Source organism: Shewanella chilikensis (assembly GCF_037953065.1).
Taxonomy (GTDB): Bacteria; Pseudomonadota; Gammaproteobacteria; order Enterobacterales; family Shewanellaceae; genus Shewanella; species Shewanella chilikensis.
The window spans coordinates 4,203,715-4,226,083 of record NZ_CP149966.1; the positions used below are offsets into that span (position 1 = coordinate 4,203,715).

Annotated in this window: 21 protein-coding genes; 11 read left to right on the forward strand and 10 right to left on the reverse strand. The window is 48.3% G+C overall.

Translation table 11 applies throughout. The features are described from left to right. Position 1: 1 nt before the first annotated feature. Positions 2-778 (reverse strand): helix-turn-helix transcriptional regulator, encoded by a 777-nt coding sequence (locus tag WKR14_RS18855; protein ID WP_335921714.1) that lies wholly within the window; start codon positions 776-778, stop codon positions 2-4. A 149-nt stretch (positions 779-927) separates the two neighbouring features. On the opposite strand from WKR14_RS18855, the gene WKR14_RS18860 reads away from it, so the two are divergent. From WKR14_RS18860 to WKR14_RS18875, 4 genes are all read left to right on the forward strand, one after another. After that, the gene (locus WKR14_RS18860; protein WP_335921715.1) at positions 928-2,043 is read left to right on the forward strand and encodes a multidrug effflux MFS transporter; all 1,116 of its coding nucleotides are present in this window, start codon (positions 928-930) and stop codon (positions 2,041-2,043) included. A gap of 505 nt (positions 2,044-2,548) precedes the next feature. Then, complete coding sequence (locus tag WKR14_RS18865; RefSeq protein ID WP_071476413.1) at positions 2,549-2,839, forward strand: helix-turn-helix domain-containing protein; 291 nt, start codon at positions 2,549-2,551, stop codon at positions 2,837-2,839. Beyond that, the gene (locus WKR14_RS18870; protein WP_335921716.1) at positions 2,829-4,178 is read left to right on the forward strand and encodes a type II toxin-antitoxin system HipA family toxin; all 1,350 of its coding nucleotides are present in this window, start codon (positions 2,829-2,831) and stop codon (positions 4,176-4,178) included. Before WKR14_RS18865 ends, WKR14_RS18870 begins: the two co-directional genes overlap by 11 nt. 17 nt (positions 4,179-4,195) lie before the next feature. Further along, positions 4,196-5,200, forward strand: a complete 1,005-nt coding sequence (locus WKR14_RS18875) for an SEC-C domain-containing protein (protein WP_335921717.1) — start codon at positions 4,196-4,198, stop codon at positions 5,198-5,200. Here WKR14_RS18875 and WKR14_RS18880 read toward each other — a convergent pair. Then, positions 5,162-5,416 (reverse strand): Arm DNA-binding domain-containing protein, encoded by a 255-nt coding sequence (locus tag WKR14_RS18880; protein ID WP_198552056.1) that lies wholly within the window; start codon positions 5,414-5,416, stop codon positions 5,162-5,164. The genes WKR14_RS18875 and WKR14_RS18880 overlap by 39 nt on opposite strands. A gap of 306 nt (positions 5,417-5,722) precedes the next feature. Continuing rightward, the gene (locus WKR14_RS18885; protein WP_339087085.1) at positions 5,723-6,496 is read right to left on the reverse strand and encodes a hypothetical protein; all 774 of its coding nucleotides are present in this window, start codon (positions 6,494-6,496) and stop codon (positions 5,723-5,725) included. Positions 6,497-7,244: 748 nt separating this feature from the next. Between WKR14_RS18885 and WKR14_RS18890 the strand changes: the two genes are divergently transcribed. After that, positions 7,245-7,865, forward strand: coding sequence for an inovirus Gp2 family protein (locus WKR14_RS18890; RefSeq protein ID WP_208142395.1), 621 nt, complete (start codon positions 7,245-7,247; stop codon positions 7,863-7,865). Positions 7,866-7,907: 42 nt separating this feature from the next. Here WKR14_RS18890 and WKR14_RS18895 read toward each other — a convergent pair whose 3' ends face one another. The 5 genes from WKR14_RS18895 to radC all read right to left on the reverse strand — a co-directional run bounded on the left by WKR14_RS18895 (position 7,908) and on the right by radC (position 10,701). Then, the gene (locus WKR14_RS18895) at positions 7,908-8,633 is read right to left on the reverse strand and encodes a lecithin retinol acyltransferase family protein (protein ID WP_025888119.1); all 726 of its coding nucleotides are present in this window, start codon (positions 8,631-8,633) and stop codon (positions 7,908-7,910) included. Between the two features lie 69 nt (positions 8,634-8,702). Continuing rightward, a complete protein-coding gene (locus WKR14_RS18900) occupies positions 8,703-9,263 on the reverse strand; it encodes a site-specific integrase (RefSeq protein WP_339087086.1) in 561 nt (186 codons plus the stop codon). A 108-nt stretch (positions 9,264-9,371) separates the two neighbouring features. After that, complete coding sequence (locus WKR14_RS18905; protein WP_339087087.1) at positions 9,372-9,779, reverse strand: DUF2787 family protein; 408 nt, start codon at positions 9,777-9,779, stop codon at positions 9,372-9,374. A gap of 75 nt (positions 9,780-9,854) precedes the next feature. Further along, positions 9,855-10,217, reverse strand: coding sequence for a hypothetical protein (locus WKR14_RS18910; RefSeq protein ID WP_339087088.1), 363 nt, complete (start codon positions 10,215-10,217; stop codon positions 9,855-9,857). Beyond that, positions 10,210-10,701, reverse strand: a complete 492-nt coding sequence (gene radC / locus WKR14_RS18915; RefSeq protein ID WP_221051610.1) for a RadC family protein — start codon at positions 10,699-10,701, stop codon at positions 10,210-10,212. The genes WKR14_RS18910 and radC overlap by 8 nt, the downstream gene beginning before the upstream one ends. A gap of 79 nt (positions 10,702-10,780) precedes the next feature. On the opposite strand from radC, the gene WKR14_RS18920 reads away from it, so the two are divergent. After that, complete coding sequence (locus WKR14_RS18920; RefSeq protein ID WP_420884221.1) at positions 10,781-11,038, forward strand: helix-turn-helix transcriptional regulator; 258 nt, start codon at positions 10,781-10,783, stop codon at positions 11,036-11,038. 83 nt (positions 11,039-11,121) lie between these two features. On the opposite strand, the gene WKR14_RS18925 is transcribed toward WKR14_RS18920, so the two are convergent. Beyond that, positions 11,122-11,457: a hypothetical protein gene (locus WKR14_RS18925; protein ID WP_339087089.1), complete on the reverse strand. Its 336-nt coding sequence runs from the start codon at positions 11,455-11,457 to the stop codon at positions 11,122-11,124. Positions 11,458-11,476: 19 nt separating this feature from the next. Between WKR14_RS18925 and WKR14_RS18930 the strand changes: the two genes are divergently transcribed. Beyond that, a complete protein-coding gene (locus WKR14_RS18930; protein WP_339087765.1) occupies positions 11,477-11,656 on the forward strand; it encodes a helix-turn-helix transcriptional regulator in 180 nt (59 codons plus the stop codon). 396 nt (positions 11,657-12,052) lie between these two features. On the opposite strand, the gene WKR14_RS18935 is transcribed toward WKR14_RS18930, so the two are convergent. Next, positions 12,053-15,247 carry a sacsin N-terminal ATP-binding-like domain-containing protein gene (locus WKR14_RS18935; RefSeq protein WP_339087090.1) on the reverse strand — a complete coding sequence of 1,065 codons (3,195 nt, stop codon included), beginning with the start codon at positions 15,245-15,247 and terminating at the stop codon, positions 12,053-12,055. A 431-nt stretch (positions 15,248-15,678) separates the two neighbouring features. Here WKR14_RS18935 and WKR14_RS18940 point away from each other — a divergent pair, with 431 nt between their 5' ends. From WKR14_RS18940 to WKR14_RS18955, 4 genes are read left to right on the forward strand one after another with little or no spacing between them, the layout of a single operon-like run. Beyond that, positions 15,679-15,900 carry a helix-turn-helix transcriptional regulator gene (locus tag WKR14_RS18940; protein ID WP_339087091.1) on the forward strand — a complete coding sequence of 74 codons (222 nt, stop codon included), beginning with the start codon at positions 15,679-15,681 and terminating at the stop codon, positions 15,898-15,900. Then, positions 15,863-17,137 carry a DNA (cytosine-5-)-methyltransferase gene (locus tag WKR14_RS18945; RefSeq protein ID WP_339087092.1) on the forward strand — a complete coding sequence of 425 codons (1,275 nt, stop codon included), beginning with the start codon at positions 15,863-15,865 and terminating at the stop codon, positions 17,135-17,137. The genes WKR14_RS18940 and WKR14_RS18945 overlap by 38 nt, the downstream gene beginning before the upstream one ends. Next, entirely contained in the window at positions 17,130-20,561 is a 3,432-nt protein-coding gene (drmA, locus tag WKR14_RS18950; RefSeq protein ID WP_339087093.1) for a DISARM system helicase DrmA, read from the forward strand. Before WKR14_RS18945 ends, drmA begins: the two co-directional genes overlap by 8 nt. A 5-nt stretch (positions 20,562-20,566) precedes the next feature. Further along, a complete protein-coding gene (locus WKR14_RS18955; RefSeq protein WP_339087094.1) occupies positions 20,567-22,369 on the forward strand; it encodes a DUF1998 domain-containing protein in 1,803 nt (600 codons plus the stop codon).

Below are 22,369 nucleotides of genomic sequence, written 5' to 3' on the forward strand. Positions count from 1 at the left end.
CTTAATTGATTGAATTCTGAATAAAGCTCAAAGGCGTTTGGCCCGTCTGCTTTTTAAAAAAGGCAATGAAGGCGCTGTCGGAAGAAAACGCCAGATTGTGGGCCACCTCGCTGACTGTTCTGGCGCCGGATAGGAGTTCGATGGCCTTCAAAAGGCGCCACTGTTGGCGCCATTGCTGATAAGTCATACCGGTTTCAGCCTTGAATAACCGGGTGACTGTCTTGGTGCTGGCGCCGACACTGCCGGCAAGCCGGCCTATATCAGGCGCGAGAAACGCTTCCTTGATAAGCTGCTGGCGGAATCGGCGAAACCTGCGATCCTGTGGCAGTGGCAACTGAAATGAATGTTTCTTGGCGGCATAAAACTCTTCCCAAAATAACGCACTGCTATTGACCATATCCGACTCCGACGTGTTCCACGGCCACAGCGCCATTTTGTCTATCAAGGCTTTCAAGAGGGCGTTGACCTCTATCATGCGAAGCTCAGCCGGAGTGTTGAACCTGGCGCAATCAAAATACAAAGAACGATAGGCCACCACATTGGTCATTACCGCGCGGTGCGAAATACCGGGCGGGATCCACACGGCTTTGGTGGGTGGCAAGATGCAGATGGCGTTCTCCAATGCAAAGCTCATGCAGCCGTGGGGGGCATAAAGCAGTTGCCCTTTATGGTGTTGGTGCATGCCCGAATCGTGCTGGCCAACATCGGCCGCAATGCCGATAACGCTGGCTGGAAAGGTATCCGCATCGAACTCAGTTTCCTGCTCAATAATCGCCATGATGTCCCTATTTTGATGTTTCTTGTCTTTATGTCGTTAACGTGCCGTTTCATCACGAGTATACACTGCGCGCCGCCTCGGAAAAGCGCGAATCAAGCCTGGATGCAAGGCGTGGTTCGCAGCTTGCTTGATTGTGATAAGGATAAGAGATGAAAACTAAACCTTCGCTATGCTTGATGCTGGCGCTACTGATGTTTCCGCAAATAGTGGAAACCATTTACAGCCCGGCCCTGGGGGCGATTTCGCAGACATTTGCCGTGTCCTACCCTCAGGCGGCGCAAACCCTATCGGTTTATTTCCTGGCTTTCGCTTTGGGCGTGGCCGTGTGGGGCATAATGGCCGACAGTTGCGGCCGTCGCCCGGCCATGTTGCTGGGACTCTTTATCTATGGCGTCGCAGCCTGGGTGGCCATGTCAACAACCAGCTTCGCCGTGCTGATGGCCGCCAGAGCCTGCAGCGCTTTTGGTATTGCCGTCGGCTCTATCGTCACCCAAACCATGCTGCGTGACGCCTTCAGCGGCGAAGAGTTGGCGAAAGTGTTTAGTGTGATGGGACTTGGGATTGCCATCAGCCCGGTTATCGGCATGTTTTCCGGTGGCCAATTGGTCAAGGTGGGTGGTCATCATGCGGTGTTTTTGGCTTTGTTTATTATGGCCTTGGGATTATTCGCCTATTGTTTTATCAGGCTGCCGGAAACCCAAACCAGCAGGCAGAGTTTGCAACTGGTCGCCTTGAGTAAACGTATGCTCGGTGACAGGCAAATCTGGCAATCTGCACTCTTGGTCACTGCCTATAATGTCGCCCTGTTTTCTTACTACCAACTCGGTGGATTCAACTTTGCCAGGCTTGGGTTCACGCCGGAACAGTTTGGTTACAGCGGCCTGATCCTTGGCCTGGGCTCACTGGTTGGCAGCTACAGCAATAAATGCCTGATCTCCAAGGGAGTCTCTCAAGGCAAGCTCTTGCAAGGCGCCGCTTTACTGCTGCTTCTGGGAGCCATAGGAGTACAACTCTCGCTGAACTCCATCGGGTTTCTGGCGCCTATGCTACTCGTGGTTATGGCATTCGGAATAGCTATCCCCAATGTGCTCAGCATGGCCTTGGCTCAGTACCGACAGCAGGCTGGCAGCGCCGGTGCCCTGTTCGGCTTGATGTACTACTTACTCATCGGCAGCGGCCTTGCTCTGGCAGGCGCGGTGCAGCACTTGGGATGGGTACTGTTAGCCTGCGGCAGCATGGCGCTGTTGGTAAGCCGGGTTCGCTGATGAGTTTGCTGCAGTTGGCCACTGTTCAATGCAGGGTTTGCGCTATTAGGCCCTGCCTCCGGTCTTAGTGTTCATTTGCGGCGACCAGCTATTAGGTAAGAGTTAGAAATGACAAAGCCCCTTACTGAAGGGGGTTTGCTGGATTTTTGAACATTTTTTACAGCGCGGAACATTATTCTAGGTTCAGGAACTGCTTATTGAGCAGCAGACTAGACCCTTTAAAAATCAATAAATTATAAAAATAAACCGTTCAAAAATGGCTGCCTCCACCACCAAACAACCTACCACTAACCTATGGCTTTTACTAAATCTTGGTAGCACTTCTTGGTTATGAGTACGGAAAAACAATGCCGTTTTCACTCTACAGTTGGGTTCAAAAATAACAGTTTCGGAAGGCTTGATCGAGTGAACTTTCAACACCACCGCACTTATTGGATACAATAATAGCCATTTCTGGTTATTTTCCTATACAATGGACATAACTGTATCCAATAAGTCATTGCGAATGAATTTTACTTTACTTGATGATATCGATGTAAGCCAAGCCTATGCGGCTTATTTACGAGAGTTACGTCAACGAGCGAAGCTGTCACGAACAGCACTGGCAGAGCGAAGCTGCGTCCCAGCGGCCACTATTAAGAAGTTTGAGCTGACTGGGCAAATTTCATTTCGTCAATTGCTGTTGCTTTGGCAGACCCTCGACTCATTGGATAGGCTCTATCAGCTCACGCTACCAAGTAAAGAACGCGTTTCTACACCATCTAGCATTGATGAGGTGCTAAAAGATGAGTTTTAAACCCATTCAAAAACTCACCATATCCCGTACGTTAAGCTCAGGTGAGCAGGTCACTGTAGGGGTTTTGGCTCAGAATCGACAAGGCGTTTTTTTTCAGTATGCAGACAGCTATTTGCAGCAGTTTGGCAATTTATCGCCTTTTACTATTCAGGCAAGCACACAAGTACAAGCCGCACCTAAACAGCCACACCAAGGTGTGCATGGTGTATTCGGGGATTGTTTGCCCGATGGTTGGGGCATGCTGTTACAAGATCGTATTTTCCGGCAAAAAGGCATTCTGCCTAATCAATTAACAGCAATGGATAGACTGGCTTTTGTCGGTGATAAAGGTATGGGAGCGCTCTCTTTTTCTCCGGTATCTGAGTTTTCAGCCACGACGCACGCTGACATTGATTTAGCAACCTTGGGTTTAGAAGCACAAACACTGTTCGATTCTTCAATGTCAGATTATATGGACGACAACCAAGATGAGTTAGATGGGCATACTCAACACGTGTTGGCCGCATTAGTCGCCGGAGGTAGTTCGGGTGGTGCAAGACCAAAGGCGCAGATTTATACGCCTGCTGGGGAAACTCGGCATTGTCGAACCTTTGCACAGCCCGGTGATGAAGCTTGGTTGATTAAGTTTACCTCGAAGAATCTAGCGCTCGGACATGAAGAAGGTTTGTGCGAGGCGGTTTATTTGCAAATGGCCGAGCAAGCAAAGTGCCAACCGCCAATTTGGCAACTTATTGAAGCGCCGCATACAAGCGGTGCGCCTGCGTGGTTAGCACTCAAGCGTTTTGATTATATCACTGAACAGGCCGACTCAGGCAGTCAACTGAGTTCAGGCCGATTGCATATGCACAGCGCCTGCGGATTGCTTGATGCAGACTTCCGAACGCCAAGTTTAGATTATATTGATTTAATCAAAGCCAGCCGACAGCTGTGTAAATCTCCAGCCGCTGGGCAACTGCAATTTCGCCGTGCCATTTTTAACCTGCTGTCGTCTAACCAAGACGATCACAGTAAAAACTGGGCTTTTTTGCAAACGGACGATGGCCAATGGAATCCTGCACCTTTTTACGATGTTACCTACAGCCCACATCCATTTAACGAACATGCCACTGCCTTTGGAGGTTATGGCAAAGCGCCACCGCTTAAGCTAATGCAAAAGCTGGCTGCCAGCGCAGGCTTTGCCAATTGGAATGAGGTGAGGCAAGTTATTGAAGAAGTCGCAGAAGCCATCAGTCAGTTTGCTCATCTAGCAAAGCAGCAAGGGGTAAGTAAAATCACAGTGTCTGCTATTACTCATACATTGAACCAGCGTAAACAAGAAAATGAAGCGCTTTTTCTATAATAATAAGAAGGGACAACATGAAGCTTGGCCGAAACGATCCTTGCCATTGTGGCAGTGGTAAAAAGTTTAAACGTTGTTGTATGAGCAGTGTCTCCAAGCAACATGCCCAAATATTTGATGATATTGACACCATGCTGGCAATGAACCCCAATTTGAGCCTTGATGAACTCAACACTGTTTTACAGCACAAAGTGCAGGATCGTAATAATCAACCTCATCCCGATTTTTGTGGTGTAACACCAACGCAAATGGCCAATTGGCTTTATGCGCCTTTTGATGAATTACAGTGGGTGACAATCAGCACACCAGATGCGCTTTTAGCCAGTCCTGTGATGCGCTATTTAGCTCTTATTCTTGATGAGGCTATGGCGCAAGATGGGTCATTCAAAGCCACGAGTAAAGGCAACTTACCGGCTAAGTTGGTCAAACAGGCCAGTGAGTTATTGCCTGAGTTTGCCGTTGCTCAGTTCCCACAAAATATTAGCATCAGCGAGTTTGCGGGCAGTAACGAAGATAAATTTAATGCCCTGCACTACACCCGAGTGCTAGCCGAAATTAGCAGCATTATTTATCGCCGCAGCGGTCGCTACCATGTCAAAAAGTTAGCACAACAACAGTATCAGGCTTTAAGTATACAAGCATTCTTCAAACCTATGTTAGAAGCCGCAATCAGCAAATATAACTGGGGGTATATGGACGGCTTTGAATACGATGTCGACTTGCGACCATTTTGGTTATTTATGCTGTGGCGCATTCAGTGTCACAACAATGTGGAGCAGCTTGTTAAAGAGGTGATGACTGCTTTCCCCGATTTACTACAGGCATTCTCTACAGATGATTACTTCGCGCCAGAAAGAACCTTAAGCATGCTCATTGAATCCAGGTTTATTAAGCGATTTTTACAGTTTTGGGGATTTATCACCATAGATCCAAGGCGTTATTTAAACGCTGAGCCGGTCGTCAGAAGAGCTCAAATTCAGCCCTTATTCAAACAAACGTTTCAATTTACAATTAACATATAAAAAGATCGTGAAGGCCGCATCTCGTGCATCTGCAAGGGATAGTTCTGGATAAGATCCAATTGTCATTTCTGGACGACAACCGTTGATTGAAAATCGCAAGATCCAAAAAGGTTCTCCAGAGGCGGGTACAACGAAGTAGAGGCCATTACCATCTGCGGTTTTGCGTGGTTCATCTTTGGCCAAAGCGGCGACTTTGCGTGCATTGAGCTTGCCCATATAGTTCTCCTTAGGTATGGAAAGTTACTCACCATTTAAGGGCATACTAGATCAATCCTACTCACCACTAAACTCACCAGTTGGTTGAAAACAGAGGCAAAGACCTGAAATCTTCTGAAAACAAAAAAGCCTCAAAAAATGAGGCTTTATGCTGTACTTATGAATGTTAAAACATCACTCCACGTTTTGGATCTTCTTGTGGTCTATTTTATGAATTCTTTTAAAAACATATAGTTGTTGTATATTTTTTAAGCGTGAATGAACAGTGCCCACCGTATTGCCCACCATTTGGTCATTGAGCTTTAGTTAGTCTAACAGCAACTTTTCTATTAACTCATCAGGTGTAATGCTCAACTTGCTAGCCTGTTTGCGAACTTTATTTAGGCTTTTCTCGCTTATCACACCTTTTTGTTTCTGGTTTGTCCTAGATTTCTGTTGGGCCCAGCCATTCTTGAGCTTTTTTAATTTATCTTTATCGAATACTCCTAAAAAGGTGTCATAAAGTAGAATGGCGTCATGATATTTTTCTTTATTATCCCGTGGTGCTAACAGAAAAATGTTGTCAAATAGCTTGCTAGAGTGTTCCCAAATCCAATCGCATTGCTCTTTGTTGTCTATATCAAGCCAGTCTATTTTTGCCCTTTGGGGGGCATTTTCAACCCAGTTTTTTTTGAGCTGTTCTACTTTTCTGAGCTTTTCAGCCATAGGTACATTCAGATAATCAAAAAAATCAATAATAGACTGATAACGATCTTTTGTTGTGAATGCATATGTATCAAATGAAAATGTTGGAGGTAAGTAAATTTCTTTAGTTTTCTGCTTAAACTCAATGACGAGCTGACCCCAAATCCAATTGCATTGTCTTTCTAATTTTGGTGAGAGCCATGAGATGTTATCTAGAGCAATTGCTTGATGCTCCCAAAGTTTCTTTATATCTACTTTGAGTTGTTTAGCTTGGCCTATCGATGTTTCCAGGTAAATTCCTTCAGTTAATTTTAGCTCATCTTGTCCGAATGGGAGGTATGAGACTCCTTTGAATTCCAACCATCTGATAATGAAATTTCGCTGTCTTCTATTCATATTCGTTTGTTCAGTTAGAAAGCATTTATTTATAAATAATATAACGCAAACTTACGTCATTTAGAACCCAACTTTTTGATATATTTTGACTGGTAATTGCCATTATTTATGTCATAAAAACGTAAGCGTTACTGCGGGGAAATACCTTGTTTTAGACGTTTTTGTTGGTTTTTGACGGTAGTTTTTCATATTGCATAGGTAAATTTCTTCAACGGTCGAATGCAAACGTTTCCTGTATCTCTGGCATTCTTCAGTCATTAAGGAAGGTGCGAACAAGTCCCATGTGTGGTCTGCGTCGGCTTACTGGCTTGGATGCAAGGCGTGGTTCGCAGCAAATGGCCCTAGTCCTTTGCAAGAAGCACAACACCGCAGGCAGGCCTGTAAGCCACGCCCTTCGAGGCTTTCACAGCAACCGGCTCTCTGCGTTATCCGACTTCGACAGGCCCCGGCATGCCTTCAGTCAGATGCCTTGAACGCCAATTGCTGTGTAAGCCAGAGTGTCACGAGGACTTATTCGCACCTTCCTTAACTCCAGAGTACTGGTGCGATAAAAGGGCTATGTAATAGCATTAATAAGTTCAAATTTCCCAGGCTCAACTGATAACGGTCATTTCGGTATAGTAATATATTAGCTGTAGGTTATTTCTCCTTGGTCAGGGGGAGGATGATTGTAAGTTTAAAATTACAGTACCTGTTCATCTTGTGTTTATACGCGTTGTTTGAACTAACTAAACACAAGGACATATCCATGAAAGGCTTTGACACTAACACCTGCTTTTCTATTGCAGGCAAGTACGATCTATCTAACGACTATCTCAATTCAATCCATGCAGTGGTGAACCGACATTTAGCGAGATTTACGCGGGTTACGATTCTTAGATTTGATTTACGCTTCCCAGCCTACCTTCAATCAGATGACACCGCGGTAATCTCTCGTTTTATCGAGGCATTTAAAAGTCGTTTAAGGGCTTGGAAGGATAGACGTGCTTCAGTCCATCCGATTGGTTTCGGTTACATATGGTGTCGAGAGCAGGTTGACGGTACAGGGAATTGGCACTACCACGTGGCCTTTGTTTTTAACAAAGATGCGGTATTCACCTTTGGCACTCAGGTGCTCGGAGAGGACAATACATATAACCGTATTTTTGGGGCATGGGCTAGTGCACTTGGGCTGAATGTACAATATGCCATTGGCTTAGTGCATATCTGTCAAAATGGTGTGTACTGGCTAGATCAAAATGCAGCAGACTTTGTGATGCATTATGATGCAGGGATGAATCGTCTTAGTTATTTGGCGAAGAAAGAAACAAAATACATAGGTGATGGTAATCGCCACTTTGGTAGCAGTCAGAAGATTTTCATGGGGTAATGGCTAAGCAGTCAGGGGCATTCGCGCCTGACTGCTTAAATATCAGTAGCGTAGCCAGCTCCAGATATCCCTACCAACATCCACTATTGCCACAATACCGTCTCCGGTAACTTCAAGGGGTTTGACTATGGTGCAATCTACAGCCGTTTCCAATGAACCTTTGACGAGTGATGTTGCAGCTTCACTATAGTTTCCTGCTCTTAAATGCCCGGAGGACGTACTCAGTGTTTCACAGGTGCCATTGATAAAAGTCTCAAGTGGTTTGGCTACCAAATCGCCTGGAGTCCCAATGGCCCTGTTCACTGCATCCGGTAACCCAATGTATTCACCGACGGCTTTGGCTGCTGTTGATGCAAGGGCAATATTGGCCAGGCTCCCTTGTGCGACACGTTGAGCGGCACTGCCAAGCAATCCGGCTCGTGCGGTTACTTGTGCGGTGAAATGGAGGTTGTTACTGACCTGATTGGACGTTTCTGTTTCATCGATACACCAGTTGACGAAGTGTTCACAGTTATTGCTGAGCAGGTGATAGGGCCGATAACCGAGTAAGCTCTTTGCTCGCTCCACAGCACCGTCTCTATCATATGCAATCACTTTGCGACGAACCTTGGCCCCACCCGAGAATTCACTCAGACTGAGTTGCTCAACAAAACCATCTTTACGTTGATGGATAACTTGATCATGGCCAACACACAGACCATGGTGTTCAGTCAATCCAAGTGGATCAATATTGGTAACCAGATGATCACCGGCTTTGAATTTCTTCATGTTGTACTCCAAATAAAAAGAGAGCAGTGCCCTTTTAGGCAACTGCTCTCAAGTGGGAAAGGTTTGGGGTCAGATTTCCAGTTCAATAAAGTCGCGGTCTATCTGTTGTTGGGTAATGCCGATGTAACGCAGCGTGACCGCTTCCGATTGGTGCCTGAGCATACGCATCACTCGGCCAATATCCTTGCAGGATTGGTACAAGTGATAACCGCGAGTTTTACGCATTGAGTGGGTCCCTAACGTAAGCCTGATGTCTTCACCAACGAAGGCAAAGGCTTTGGTCACGGCTCGACGACTGAGCGGCTTAGGCGCTGCATTTTGCATCTGCTGGCTACGGTAGGATTGAAACAGATAGATGTGGTCAGGGTGACGCTGGCGGATAGCGTCGATCAAAGCCTTGGTTTTGGCGTTGAGTTTGATATCGGCTCTTTTACCGGTTTTTTGCTCAATAATGCTGAGCCTGTCACCTTGGATGTCACTGAATCTGATCGCCAGTAGATCAGAGATCCGCAGTGCCAGATTAAGACCGATATTCCAGATATCAGCCATCTGCTGACCAAAGTGACGCTCAAGCAGATAACTGATAAGCTTTATGGTATCGCGGCTTTTCACCGCCTCGACTTCTTTCATGGTGAAGTTCCCTCATTTGGCTATTTGATGAATATGGGAACCAGCCTCTTGCCAACCCCTATCGGGCCTGGGTTTGCTAGTTCCCACAATACCTTTTTGAGAACCACTTCAGTGGGCCTGCACTTTGACGACATAAGCGTCGATGGCGACATAGCTGAGGAAGTTCTTGAGCAGCAGTTGCACCAACCCCGCGACTTCCCGCAGAGGCCGAGTTCCGTAGAAGGTGCTGTAAGCCTCCTGAGCCTGAAAATGCACGTCAATCTCCCGCTCCAATTCCGGCATGACCCGACCATAGAAAGCGAAGTCGGTAAAGTAGCTGAGTGCCCAGGCATCGCCCTGACGACTCAAACCTATCTCCACCGGATGGAAGCCACCCCGCTCGGCGTTGTAATCCGGATCGGCAAAATTGAGGGTGATAAAGCGGGCTTCCTGGGTTTGATAGTCCTTGGCATGCATCTTTAGCAGTTCATAAAAGTCGGCGGGTAAAGTCAGTGCCTGGTACTGGATAATGTTCATATCGATTCTCCAAAAACAAAAAGCCCGCTTGGTGGAATGCCAAGCGGGCAGGGGGATAAATAAAAGGCTTGCGGTTCAGCTGTGGGCGCTCCAATTGGGTTGGGTATTGGAGCCGTGATTGAAATAGCAGCCGTTGATCACCTTAAGCCAAGGACCAAACGGCACGCCGTAAGTGTCGCAGCGCTGCAGGTAGCGACAAAAGCCGATTTCCCTGGGAATGTGACCATCCATATCTTTGTGAGACACATACAACACGGTTTTACGCAGTGACGTTAATGGCATCACCTGGGGAGCGCCAATCTCCTCGCCAGTGTCATTCAGCGGTCGCTCGAACGTGGGCAGGGTAAATTCTCTGAGTAGATACGCTCGCAATTCAGGGAATGCCTGACAGGCTTCAGCCACCGCAGCCTGCGAAAAGCTGTCGGTAAACTCAATCATGGCGTCTTCCCTCCAGCCAACCTCGCTCGGCAAACGATACACACTGGTCGCCCACCACAATGTGATCCAGCACCGGCACATCTATGGTACTGAGAGCGTTGATTAACCGCTCGGTGATACGCCTGTCGGCCTGAGAAGGTTCGGCAACGCCGGAAGGGTGGTTGTGAGTGAGGATAACTGCCGCTGCATTACAGCTCAGTACCGCTTTAACAACTTCCCTGGGGTAAACACTGGCAGCATCAATCGTGCCGTAAAACAGCTCGGTGAACTCAATTAATCTGTGTTGGCTGTCCAGCATCATGACCGCGAATACCTCGCGCTCATGTTGATGCAATTTGAAGCGCAGAAAGTCCATGGTTGCGCTTGGGTTGGTGAATACGTCACCTCGAACATAGCGCTCGGCGATGATGCCGGCAGCGGTTTCGAGGATTTGACTGGATGTGTGAGACCAATTGTTGCTGGGTGCAGAAATGGTTCTGTGCATATCGCCTCCTTGATGATGACTCTGGTTTATGCACAGGGGTGATATATATCTGAAAATGTTTCGAAAAGTGGGCTGCAGAGTGGATGCGGAAAAGTTAAAAATTACTGACAGCGCTTATGTGATGAGTCAATTACAGGAGCTCATCATGAAACTATTACGATTGAAGCAGGTGATGGATTGTACAGGGTTAGGTCGCTCGTCTATCTATAACTACATTAGCGAGGGACGCTTCCCAAAACCTGTGAAGCTTGGACCGAGAATTGTGGCTTGGGTTGGCGCTGAAGTAGAAGAGTGGATTCTTGAACGAATTGAAGACCGGGATGAAGGCTTGGCGTAGGTAACGTTTAAACAAGTGGAAGAAGGGAATTGTCAGTAGCACCTGACAATTCCCTTCTTCCCATATTTGACCGAATCTCGGCTTTATCCACTGAACCGGGCGTATCCTAGTACATTGGACATAAACCCCTGTGTTGCCATAAAACCAATAAGGCCACCGATAAACTGAGGGCCGATACTCCAAAATACGCGCTTGTAAAAAGCGTCTACTGCGCCGGTGGTTAGGTAAATATCGGGTCTGACAAAGTCCAGAAACAAGCGCCCTATAAAAGCTCCTGTGCCGGTAAGCAAAGTGCCAGAAACTAAAAAAGCCAACCATCCCAAAAAACCAACAGAGACATGGCTGTTGAATACTGTTACCAGCACCATGACAAACATCAAGACAAAGCTAATTATCAAATATCGAACGTATCTATCCATTACAGCAACTCCTGAGTAAATCGGGCTTAGCCAAACTCAACTTGCGGAAAGACTCAACAAGCCTCAGAGCTTTGTTTCTAAATATGAAAGTGGTGAGCGACAACTGAGGATTTTGGAGTTGGAGGCTGTTTGCATCGCTTGTGGGGCATCAAGTGCTTCTTTCTTAGAGCGTTTTTTTAAAGTATACCCCCTCAACTGAAGTGAGCTAAGTTCATTTCCTTCTCAGAGCTTTTGTACCAACTTGATTCAGTATCAAGCTCGGCTTAGCTATGTGGTTTTCTTCTCTGAATTGCGTTTCGCAGTGATTGGTACTCGAAAATTCAACTCCAAACTAAACTTCCCTTCAAATACGGAATCCGGTTTTCGTTGACATTCCACAATGAAGCTCACATTTCTAGAACCGTGAAACTTGGCCCCCCGTTTGATGTCATGGGTTGAAGAAGTGTAATATGCGTATAAGGGCCCCGGCTTAGAAATAGAACTGGGAGCCCAAAAAAACTATTGGTCAGTATCCATGATTTTTTGTTAGATCAAGGTGTTGGGTAATGTTACACTACTGGTTGCTAACGAAATCTCCCAAGATTCAATTGAACATTTAATCACTAGCGATTTCGCGCCACCCATGATCGAAAGTAAATGTTTGAGCTTTGGCTGCTGGATCCTGAATTCTGAGCACTCGGGCATGCATCGGATCGGTTGCTCGTTCAACAACATATAACCAGTATGCTTCACCCTTTTCGCGGGCATAGTTGAATTGAGTGTGTGAAAGGCCAACAGGGCGGTCTTCTAACGTACCCGTCATTGCTTTCACTTCGACCCATCGCAACAACTCTCCGTTACTATCAATTTCGAAAAGATCAAAACCCGGGTTGCCTTCAGGGGTGCGATTCAGTGTTGGCTCCTGCCTGATAATTAGGTCAATTGCCTTCGCTTCAATTTTCATCCTTGTTTCTTGGTCGACGCCATCATTATCGTGATTATCATCAGGGTGTGCACCGACGTAGGATATGAATGGTCGTCCGCCTGTGTGACCGGGAGTTCTCTTTCCCGAACCACCGTGCTCACCTTCTTTGTTACCGTTGAAGCTGTGCCTGTTGGAGCCGCCGTGGCCGCCTACATTTCCCCTTACGCCACTCTGTGAAGTACCTGTGTGCCCGTGGCCACCAGTTCTCACTCCTGTTCCTGTGGCGTCATTGCGGGGATGCTCGCTCTGATCGTCGTAAATGTCTTCATCGGATGGCTGAACTGCCTCCGCTTCTGGCGCTGGACTTGGGTTTGGATTTGTGTGCAGTCGCGAAGCCAGTTCAGCAACGATAGTGGGGTCTCTTCTCAGCAGATCAAGAATGGCCGGGTCGATTCCGGCCTCCTTGGCCAGCTGGTCGATGAGCGGCGGTTTGAAGATGATCTTGGTCTGCAGGAGCGAGCTTGGCTTCCAGCCAAGGGTGTCGAATACGACGAGCCCGGGAGGTACGAGTTTGCCGTTAGCATTCGGTACCCAGCTCTCTTGATTGAGCATCTGGACGAAGGCAGCATCGAATCGAGCGATTTTTGTCTCATGAAAATAGCCCCATTTGTAGGTGCCATAGAAGGCACCGGCCCCACGAACTTCTAAATCAGCCAATGCCTCCCACAGTACCTTTACTCGTGCCGAAGCCTCTTCTGGTTTCAATGTGGGTAAGAATGCCAGTAATTGGGTCAGCCCACGGAGGGTAAAGTCCTGCGGTAGACTTTGCCAGCTGGCACGCTCAAGGCCAGCTTCTCTGCGAATCTGTTCTTTCTTGGAGGCATCCAGACGTGAAGGTATTGCCTGAGGAGTTAAGTAGCGGCTGGCACCACATGAGATCAAGAGCTCACGTATGCCTTCACCTCGCAGACAGTCATAGTTGTTGTCTACGATCCAGACGTCGGGTACACCTGCAAACAGTTGCTGCAGGCGGTCGGTGGATATGTAAGTCTCTCCAGGCTTGGCTCGGTAGCTTTGCCCAGTGCCAGTATCTACTACCATAACGAAGTTGGTATCGCGCAGAGTAGACCGAAGCTTCTCCTTTCGTTCTGATGAGTCGGTGTTAAATGCTGCCAATATGCGTTCGATATCAGCAGCGTAGACATCCACGTTCACATCCAACTCTTGTTCTTGGTACTTTGGCAAAATGTTCCAGATAACATCATCCACGGGGTCTGGTTCAGTAATGCCCAGTGAAACAAGAAAAGCACGCACTTCTGGTGTATTACAGACTGCACGGCGCATTGTTGGGAAACTGGTGGCAATGGTGCTGGGAAGGAATGCCTTTGCTTTTCCGTTCTCATGTGCGAAGACGTGAGTTCCGTCATCAAGACGTATGATTGGAATTGTAGCAAGATAGCTGCGAAGAGTTCTTTCCTGGCCGCTAAGGTATTCATATAAGGCCAACACCCATGCATCTGTCTGCGCTTCAAGAAACGACTTAGTTAGTTTCCGCACCAGCTTTATCGGTGTGATTTCCTCAATGTCGAGCTCGCTCGTTAAATAATCGTGAATTTCAGGTGCTCTATCCTTTGTAATTTCACCAGACAGCCAAGCACTTACTTCCATATTAAACAGCGCTGCAATTTGTTCAGGGCTAAAAAGCTCACGTAACTCCTGTGTTCGCGCTAACTTGGCTTGAAGTGCGGTGACATGCTTTCCGGTAAACGTTGGAAGGAGTTCTTGGTTCAGAAACGCTTGTCGGACGGCGTCAAACATTGGTGCAAATCGCGAATCTTTGGGAAATTTCTCGCGGTCAAGTGGTAAGCAGCGCATTGCCGCAATATTCAGCATTGCGTTGTCGCGCATCCAACACATAGCTTCTATCAGAAGACAGGAGGTTTCCTTAACCAGATATTGGTTCCATGGCTCACCGGGAGGAATGTTGTCGCGGCTTGGCGTGGTTTTGTATGGTCCCTGCACCAGAAAACCAAGATGGCTCTCTACCACAGTAGGAAAGAACACTACCAGTGGTGATTTGGCCAGGGGCTGCACACTCCAGTGGCCGGGGGAGTCGTTCACTGCCAGCAGCAAGAATGCTATTTCCACCCGTCCTACTCTGTGGCCCTTTTCGGAAAATACCTCTCGATGAAATACCAGCCAGTTTTGATCAACTGCTTGTTCATTGCCCTCTTTGCCGACTACCTTAATGCGTTGGACATTGGGACCGAGCTGTTCGGGGATGTGACGTCGATAAAATCCGGACGAGTCGGCTTCGACGCACCAGCTGATTTCCTCTATGTGACGCAGGAATAGCAGCGATCTGGGGCCCAATTGGCGAAAACCTGTAGTGATGTCATGGGCAGCGTTTGCGTCTTCTGGTCTCAGAGGCAAGATGATTAGCGTCTCGTCCGCTGCGCGTGGCAAACGCTCCAAACTCTTTGGATAGACGTAGTTCTCAATGGCGAAGTCCTCATCGCCAGAGTGTATTTCCGGAAGATCAGTAACTGTGTAGACAGATTTAAAGCCGAGCCCAAATCGACCGATGGAGGACTCGTTTTTGGTACTTTCAGATATCTCACAGACACTTCGTACATCGGCTTCGTCAAACGGCTTGCCGAAATGCGAGAGGGTCAAGCGGTTAGAGGTGAGAGTGAACGAAACCTTGCGCGAACCGTGCCATTCGCCACGTCGTCCGAGTGCGTCCTCGGCGTTTTGCAAAAGCTCGAAGATGAAGTGCGTACGGTCGTCGTATAGCTCAGCCGCAAGCTTACCGGACTTCTGGGCGCCTTTTTTTCCGTAGTTCTCTCTGTTTTCTTCGCAAATTACCTGGTAATTCGATGCCACCGTTCTTTCCCTGAATAAGGCTGCACAACCTCTGTAGATGTGCCATGTTTGCTAGAATTAATGTGTTGCAGATATTTTAATATGGAAAACAGTCTATTACCAAATATGTTGCATATGGAAAATTGGTGATTGGATGAGCTAACACAAAGGAAGAAATTCAGGCTATTTATGAGGGGAACGTTTCTTTAGTTGGATTCTATAGCACTTCATTGCGGGCTTAGAAGTTAGCAATGTTTGTATCTGCAGTCCGTCCGTCTGGGCTGGAATCGCAGTTTCTTGTAAAGTCGCGTGAATTTTCCATGAAGCTGACTCGATCTAAGCCGCAGTTTATTGGCAGAGTTTTCGAAAAACTGCCAAATAATGCCTCGCTAAAGCATATTTTGGCTCTTTAGGTGTTATTATGCTCTCCTGAAGAGCGACTTGGGTTTTCAATGGTAAAGTGTCATCTATCAAGAGTTCTTGGTGAGAAAAAGCTTAAAATTGCAGATGTTGCTAGGGATACCGGTATCAATCGTGGGACTTTATCTCGCATGTATTATGAAACTTCTTTACGGATTGAGCTTGAAACAGTTAATGCATTATGTGAGTACTTATCTGTAACTGTAGGTGAGTTGTTTGAGTACAGGGATTCTAAGAAAAGTGCCGATAACTAATAGAAAAATAACACTAATTTCATTGTTTAGTGGCGCTGGTGGATTTGATGTGGGACTAGCTACAGCTGGTTTTGATGTCCGTTTGTGTGTAGAAATTGACGAGCGAGCACAGCAAACACTTACTTTAAACAATCCACAGTGGAAACATGCAACACCCGGCGACATTCATGCATTATCTCCCCAAGAATTGTTGCTGCAAGCGGGTTTGAAGCCTCGAGAGTTATCCTTGCTTGCGGGTGGGCCTCCTTGCCAGCCCTTTTCAAAGTCTGGGTATTGGGTGACAGGTGATACTGATCGTTTAACAGATCCAAGGGCCAAAACCTTGAAGGCCTATCTGGATATTGTCCGAGAGGCTCAGCCAGAGGTGATACTGCTGGAGAATGTTAAAGGCATTGCTTATTCCGATAAAGACGAAGGATTACAGCTTTTAGTAAATGAGCTGAACAATATTAATAGAGCCAAGAAGACTAATTACCAACCAAACGTAATTGCTCTAAATGCAGCAGACTATGGCGTTCCTCAGTCGAGAGAACGTGTGTTTATAGTCGCCAATCGAGATGGAAAGCCGTTTAAGTTGCCAGCACCAACGCATTTTTCACCTGAGAAGCTGCAGGGTAGAGGACAACCGCATTTAACCGCATGGGATGCGATTGGCGATTTGGATGTCGATATTTGGTTGGATGAGGTTAAACCCTCGGGTAAATGGGCTGATCTTTTACCAACGATTCCTGAAGGCCAAAACTATCTCTGGCATACCGAGAAAATGGGTGGGCTTCCCTTGTTTGGCTGGAGAACCCGTTTCTGGTCCTTTCTTCTTAAACTTGCGAAAGACAAACCAAGCTGGACTATTCAGGCTCAGCCTGGTCCAGCAACAGGCCCCTTCCACTGGAAAGGACGACTGCTTTCAGTTCGAGAACTCGCCCGCCTGCAAACCTTCCCGGATAACTACCAGTTTGCTGGTGACCGACGTGCTGCACACATGCAGATTGGTAATGCGGTCCCCCCTGCAATTGGAGAGTTTTTGGGTTTGGAAATTCGCCGGCAGTTTTTTGGTGAGCGCATTCGCAAAAAATTGAAACTAATTCCTGAAAAGCGAAACGATTGCCCACCACCGGAAACCCCAAAAGCAGTCCCTAAAAAGTACTTGCCATTAAGTGGAGCTCACGATGCCCACCCGGGAACAGGGAAAGGCCCAGGAGCCCAAAAACGCGAACAAAAGGAACAAGCCAATGCCTGACAGCAGCAAGCGAGAGTCGCGCTCACGAATTCTAGAAGCTATCGAGCGGGAGTTAATGGGGCCAACGACAGTTGACGAATCGATTAATGAATTTCCGACTACTCGATATATCGTAGGTCGTTTGGCTCCCCTCAAGTCTGAAATTCCCGATTACGAAAAAGATGAACTGGCTGCGGGAAATGACGATGATGAGGGGGGAGAACACGAACCACAACCGCCGCTCATTGTAGGCTTTAGCCCTTCCTCTATGGGGCTGTCTTTTCTGGTTTCGCAGGAAACCAAAACCATCAATGCCAATGCTGCCTGGGGCGACTATCGCCGCGAAAAAGATGAATCTGAAGGCGGTACCTATTGGCAACGCTATCAGCGGGCCGTTTTAGTAGAGGGCATACCTGTTGATCAAATTGGCAAGCTGAGTCCGATTCCCTTATCAAAATCCAATGCACCCGCGTCAGTTACAATTACTCCGGATGGCTTTAGGCGACCAGGAGAAGGTGGCGACGGAGATTGCCAGGTATTTCTGGAAGGTGTTGTTCACCATATTGATGGTGCCAAGGCGGTCAGTCTGTTTCTGGTAAACCGCCGACCTAAAGGTGACGATGCCGACAAAGCAAAAGATCAACAATGGTTAATGCAACCAAAACTTCAGGTGTTTGGGGCTGATAAAGGGCCGATCTTTATCGCTAAAGATTTTGATAAAGACATATCCAAAGATCCTGAAGTTGCGACTGCCAATCTGCTCTATCGGGATGCCAAAGAATTCGCTACCGGTCATGGGGTCGCCGCAGGATGGGATGGTCTTAACGTCACCCGTGACCGTGCCAGCCTATTATTTACCGATTTCATTCCAAACTTCGAAGTACCCAGCCTGATAGCCCAAAGTGGCGCTATTTCCGGTCTTAACTTGGATATGCTGGAGCTAAGCAAGTGTGCAACGCCCAACGATTTATTCCAGGCTATCGAGCCGCTGCTGGTGGCCTACGAGCAATGGGTAGCCGATAGAAAAGCAGAAGCGAAGAATGCCCCCTTTAACTCAACACCAGAAAATATTGACACATCTAAGGTGCTTATTGAGTCCTGCGAGGACGCCGCTCGAAGAATGCGCGAAGGCTTGGAACTCATTCGAGATGAGAAAAATGCCTTTGAGTCATTTTTGTTTGCCAACTACGTAATGTGGGATCAGCGTATTCATGCGATTTGGGCAGGTAGAAACCGTGATAAGGGGGAAATCGTAGGCACGCCGGCTGACTTCGACAAGCCTAACAACCGCACCTGGCGTCCATTCCAGATGGGATTTATCTTGCTTAATATTGCCAGCATGGTGAATAAACCCAAAGCTGGTGAGAAAGTTGCAGCAGATCGAAAACTTGTTGACCTGCTCTGGTTCCCAACGGGGGGTGGTAAGACCGAAGCCTATCTTGGGCTCGCGGCATTTACGCTGGCTTATCGGCGCTTGCGCGGCGATGTCAACGGCTTGGATTCCAGCGCTGGCGTTGCCATCATCATGCGCTATACCTTGCGCCTACTCACGGTTCAGCAGTTTCAACGAGCTACGGCACTGATCTGCGTCTGTGAATTGGTGCGCAAGAGCAACCCTGAAAAGTGGGGGCAGGAGCCCTTTAAAATTGGCCTTTGGGTGGGTAAAGCTACAACGCCAAACGATGCCAAAGCATCTGGAAAGGCGCTGGAAGATTTAGACGAAGGTAAAAAACCACGCGATGGCAGCCCGGTTCAGCTAGTGTCTTGCCCTCGCTGCGGCACCTCGCTGGTTACTCCGCAAGGAAAACCGGAAAATCAAACTTACGACTTTGATAATGCGCGGCTAAGAACACTTGTTCGCTGCCCGAATCCAAAGTGCGAATTCTGTGCACGTAAGTCAAATGACCAAGGTTTGCCAGTTGTTGTTGTCGATGACGAAATCTATCGCGAGTGTCCGTCATTGGTCATTGCCACCGTGGACAAATTTGCTCGTATGCCCTTTAAAGGCGAGACTCAGGCACTCTTCGGTTTGCGAGATAGATACAGTCCAACCTATGGACATCTAACTCCTGGGCATGGTGAAAAGCCAAACCAGCGTGTCGTTAAAGACGATCAGCCTGCACGTCGGTTAGTGCCGCCAGAATTGATTATTCAAGACGAATTGCACCTGATCTCTGGCCCACTGGGTACCATGGTTGGCCTATACGAGACGGCGGTAGATTTTCTAACTCGGGTTGAAGTTGAAACCGGTGTTTCGATACCAGCCAAGATTATTGCGTCCACAGCAACCATTCGCCGTGCTCGCGAGCAAATTCGTCAGCTCTACAACCGCGATCTAGCGATCTTTCCTCCCAGCGGTTTGTCATCCAAAGATTCCTTTTTTGCTAAAGAGCAGGAAATTAAAGAGGATGACGACAAAACAGCCGGTCGCCTCTATGTCGGATTGAACGCCCCTGGCTCAAGTACCAAAACCTTGTTGGTACGTGTTTATGCAGCGCTTTTGGCAGCGGGTGAAGCCGAAATTACGCGTGACCATGAAGCCGCAGACCCTTACGCAACAGTTGTTGGCTACTTCAACAGTCTGCGTGCACTGGGTGGCGCTCGTCGTCTGGTGGAAGACGACATCAAGAAGCGCCTGCGCTATCTGTCCCAGCAGCGCGGGTTCCCACAACGCTACATCAATGATCCCGATGAGCTGACCAGCCGACTGGATTCCTGGCGTATCCCTGGCTTGTTAAAGCGCCTGGATAACAAGTTCCCGCGCGAGCAAGGCAAGCAATATCCAGTCGATGTGCTGCTGGCCACCAATATGATATCGGTGGGTGTAGACATTGACCGCTTAGGTCTCATGGTCGTAACTGGCCAGCCTAAGAGCACCGCTGAATACATTCAGGCAACCAGCCGAGTAGGTCGTAAACACCCAGGCTTGGTTATCACCATGTACAACTGGCTGGGTGCGCGTGATCTTTCACATTACGAACACTTCCGAGGCTACCATGCAGCGCTTTACCGATATGTGGAAGCCATCAGTGTTACGCCTTTTTCATCTCGCGCCTTGGATCGCGGTTTGCGCGGCGCCTTTGCCGCCATGCAGCGTCTGGGCGGCCAGAACATGGCGAGAGAAGTACATGCGCAAAACTTTGACCCAGCATTACCCGGTACAGATCTAATGATCACCGATATCACGCTGCGCGCGGCAGACTTGGTTGGTAAGAAAAACGCCAAACTGGTTAACAATCGCCTGATGTCCAGCCGTGATGATTGGGCACACTATGCAGATGATCTGCTGCGCTACTCTTGGCTAAAAAGCGGTGAGCGCCCACCAAACAATGCCCGGGTTTTGTTGAAAACGTCGGGTACTGATAACGAAGGCCAATGGTCTACCCCCGGATCACTACGGGAAGTTGAGCCAACAGCTGCATTTTATCTGAGTGATGAGGAGTAACACGAATGTCGAGTAAAAGAGCAATTGGCGACGTTCGTCCCAGTCAGGTAATCACCACGTTTGGCCCCGGTGCGATTGTCGATCTACAAACACTCTCAGTCATCGTAGCCGGTATTGACGGTTGGCATCTGGATGAAGACTTAGCTATTCATGAGCCTCGGCTGCAGCGTGCGTTAAAGGTAAAGCGTTTCTTTTCGGCAGAGCCGGCAAGTGGTAACTACTTCACCAAGCGTGGCACCGTCCCGACCTTTCTGTTTCCGCGCTATCAGGTCTGTACGCACCCCGAATGTGCAACGCTCTCTGAGCCAGGCGAAGGGCTGGTTGAATACAACGAAAAAACTCAGGAAATGGAGTGCAAGGCACCCAACTGCAAAGGCCGGGGCAAGTTCCGTGCACCCACCATTCCAGCACCTTTTGTAGTGGCTTGCCCGGGCGGACATATTGATGACTTCCCTTGGCGCGCCTATGTACACCGTGATGCCGACACCAACTGCAAAAAACGAATGCGTTTGGTTTACTCGGGTACGACGGGGTCGGTGTCCGATATTTGGATTTATTGCACTTGTGGAAAGAAGAGAAGTGTTAGTGATGCCTTTGGAGAGAAGCAAAAGCGTTTGGCTGCACTCGGCGAATGTTCTCGTAAAAGGCCTTGGTTGGGAAAGTCAAATTTTGACAAAGAATGTAAGCACTCTGATGATCTTAGGGCCATTCAACGCGGTGCCACAAACGGCTGGTTCCCCTTGGTGCGCAGTGCCTTATCGATTAAAGAGGCGGCCAGCCCGATCGGCCAGGCACTGAAGAAGTGCCCCCAGCACCAGGTAGAAAAGATCGACTCGCCGGAAAAACTGCAAACACTGCTGGAGTTGGAAATGTTCCCTGCGCTGGCAGAGTTCAAAGCCGAAGATATTTGGCAAACCTTGTTGAAAGAGCGCGGTGAAATAGAAACCGATGAGATTGATTTGCGCCTGCCGGAGTGGAACGCCTTCCGCGATATTGAAGGCAGCAACCAAGGCGATCAGTCCGACTTTTTTCTTGAGGCTGGTGAAGTGCCCGACTTCCTCGCTGATAAAGTTGAACGTATTGTTCTGGCCCGCAAGCTTTTGGAAGTACGCGCACTTACCAGCTTTACCCGCATCGATTATGCGTCCGGAATGGATGACGACGGCATGGGGGCTTCGCGTGCGCCCATCTATAAAGAGCGTCAGGACTGGTTGCCAGCCGTCGAGGTACGCGGTGAAGGTATCTTCTTAGAGCTTAAAGAAGAGGCTTTAAACGCTTGGGAGGCGGAGCCTGCCGTACAAAGGCGCGCCGCCGCCATCGAACAGAAATACAAAGAATGGGCCGCTGAGCGCGGTGTGGATGCCGATGACTTTCCCGGTGCGCGTTATGTGTTGTTGCACAGTCTGGCCCATGTGCTGATGCGCCAATTGGCGTTGGATTGCGGTTATTCTGAATCGTCTGTGCGTGAGCGTATTTACAGCAGTACCGATCCTGAGCGCAAAATGGCGGGTATTTTGTTGTACACCGCCAGCGCGGATTCCGAAGGCAGCTTGGGTGGCCTGGTAGATCTTGGCACTAAAGAGCGTTTCCCGAATCTGATACACAACGCATTGGAAAACGCTAAACGCTGTTCATCCGACCCACTGTGTGCGGACCACCAACCCGATGTGCATGCCACCATTAACGGTGCTGCTTGCCACGCCTGCGTTCTGGCACCGGAGACTTCCTGCGAAGCGTTTAACCGCTTTTTGGATCGCAATTTCCTGGTGCCTACCATGGCATACAGCGATATGGCTTACTTCAAATAA